We start from the raw sequence: 2478 nt of genomic DNA on the forward strand, positions 1-2478 counted from the left end.
TCCGAGAGCGGCTGCGATACTTGAGCAGATGCTTGATACCTTAAAAAATATCGGGATTTAAGCGACAACAAAAAGCCGATGATAGCGCTAGCCTCATCGGCTTTTTTACGTCTAGATTTTAGTCTGCTACTCTTTCAATTCACGGTAAGTTCTGAAAATTTCTTTAATCGGGCGTTTCGCTTTAAATCCAAAGGTTTCATTGAAATGAGACCCATCAATAACGACCGGATACTTAAAATAATTAAGCAAATAACACGGAAACATTGTTAAGTTCAGAAAGCCTGTAATGGCACGAGGCAACACGGGCGGGATAGATGGAATGGGTATGGGTGTACACTCACAAAGTTCCAGCGCGTCTTGGTAGGCAACCCAGTCATTTGTCGAAACATTGTAGACACCGCGCTTTCGCTGCTTATGCGCTAGCGTAACGGCATCGGCCATATCATCTATATGTATGAACTGCATGATTGGAGAGAATCCCATCAGTACCGGTGCGTATTTACTTGAAAGTAAGTTGCTGATGGTATTTCGTACGCCAGGGCCGACAATGTTACAGGGCCTTAGAATCGTAATGTTCAAGTCAGGATAGCGCCATAGGTAGATATTAGCTAGGCTTTCAAGCTCGACGGAATCTACCAGGTCCATTGTTAGCTCAGCTGCTTTTAGCGGGGCAGTTTCATCAATCAGTGCCGGGTTATAGGGTGATGACCCATAAACGTGATAGGTTGATAGCACAATAACATTGCTGATCCCGTATTTATGACTTAAGTCCAAAAGCTTTTGTGTGCCAAGAACATTGGCATTATAACGTCTCATCCGTGTTTCTTCTGCAGAAGAAATACGTCCGAGGTGAATAACGCTATCAAAGTCATGATGCTTAAACAGGTCTTCAAAAACGCGTTTATTGAAATCGACTTTATAACTTGGAATGTCGTCGCTGTGATAGGTGATTTTACGGAAATCTACAGCAGCAATTTGGTATTCATCACGAAGTCGATTAATGACTTGCTGGGCTAAGGCGCCGGCAGCGCCTGTAACAAGAACGTTTTTCTTGTGCTCAGCTTTTTTCTTGCTGATTGTTTTGCTAGTGTTTGTACGAGAACTCATTCGAATATTGCCTCCCTTTCATTCAATCCTTTTGCAATCAAGCCATTGATGGCTGATTTAACCTTTTCAACTCTACGCGTCACTTGCTCTTCAGTAAGATCTTCGTCTTCGAAGTAAATAGGTTTCCCAAAGTTGAGGCGAACTTTCGCAGGGAAAATGAAAGGCAGGGCTATTGGAACATAAGGAACGTTTAAAAGCTTAGCTAAGGGCTTGATATTGGCGATAGCAGGGATGGTCTCCTCACAGCCAACGACGCCAACCGGAATAATCGGTGTGGTGTGCTTCATTGCCAAGTGCACAAAGCCATTTCCGAAACGTGCAAGCTGATAGCGATCTTTGTATAGCTTTCCTGAGCCTCGTATTCCCTCCGGGAAAACCACAATAGCCTCACCATTTTCAAGCATTTTTGCGCAATTTATAGGGTCGCCTAATACGGCACCAACCTGATTCAGAAAATTTCCAAGGAATGGAACTGTTGGAAAGAAGCGCTCAATCATTGCGCGAGGTAAACGAGGAGAATTTTCTCGGTTTGCTACTGCATAACCGATAAGTGTTCCATCAATAGGAAGCTGTCCACTATGGTTTGCGATAATTAGTACGGGCCCTGAATCGGGAATATGCTCAATCCCGCTAGTCTCTACGCGAAAGTATTTGTTGTAAATGCCAGAGAATAAAGAAAAAACAATCTTATTGGTATCAGAGTTAAAACCCCATGGGTCATAGCCAAGGGTTCCAACTGGTTTTTCTATCTTATCGAGTTGGACGTTTAGTTCTTTTGATACTAGTTTATCTTTTAGAAAAGATTTTAAGCCCATTTCAAATCCTTTGACATATTATTGTGTTGCTGTTCTATCTTGACTCGACTTAGTTTTGTGACTGTGAGTCGACATGAACATTATGTCATATTATTACGCTGCGGGTCTTTTTAAATCAGGATTAAAGGGCAATAAAATATATAGGGATTGATTTATCACATACAAAAAAATTAAGCCTTTTCGCTTTAGAGAAAGTATCTTTCGCGCTTGGCACGATTCAATACTATAGTGATAGTAAGTCCTTTTATGAGATTCTTATGGATATAAGTGTATATGTTGGAGCGTTGGTTGCTCTATTTGTGATCATCGATCCGATTGGAATGGCTTTAATTTTCCATTCTTTGCTTGAAAGTGGTTCAGGTCGAAAGTTGATCGCTTTCAAGGCCTGTCTTATTTCCACGATGCTACTAGTATTGTTTGGCAATTTTGGTGAACTCCTTTTAAGTAAGCTTGCGATTAGTATTCATGCATTCAAGATATCCGGTGGCGTGCTTTTGTTTTATACGGCGTTTCGTATGGTTACCAGTAGTTTGTCTTTCGCTGGCAGCGGGAATGG

3 protein-coding genes are annotated in these 2478 nt (G+C 41.7%); 1 reads left to right on the top strand and 2 read right to left on the bottom strand.

Annotated elements, in window-relative coordinates:
- Positions 1-126: 126 nt before the first annotated feature.
- The gene (locus A3761_RS21265; RefSeq protein WP_068507530.1) at positions 127-1107 is read right to left on the bottom strand and encodes an SDR family oxidoreductase; all 981 of its coding nucleotides are present in this window, start codon (positions 1105-1107) and stop codon (positions 127-129) included.
- A complete protein-coding gene (locus A3761_RS21270) occupies positions 1104-1922 on the bottom strand; it encodes a lysophospholipid acyltransferase family protein (RefSeq protein WP_068553412.1) in 819 nt (272 codons plus the stop codon). Before A3761_RS21270 ends, A3761_RS21265 begins: the two co-directional genes overlap by 4 nt.
- Before the next feature lie 257 nt (positions 1923-2179).
- Here A3761_RS21270 and A3761_RS21275 point away from each other — a divergent pair.
- Positions 2180-2478 (top strand): MarC family protein (locus A3761_RS21275; protein ID WP_197473163.1); only part of this gene is annotated, 299 nt, incomplete at its 3' end.

This window comes from Oleiphilus sp. HI0123, assembly GCF_001635315.1.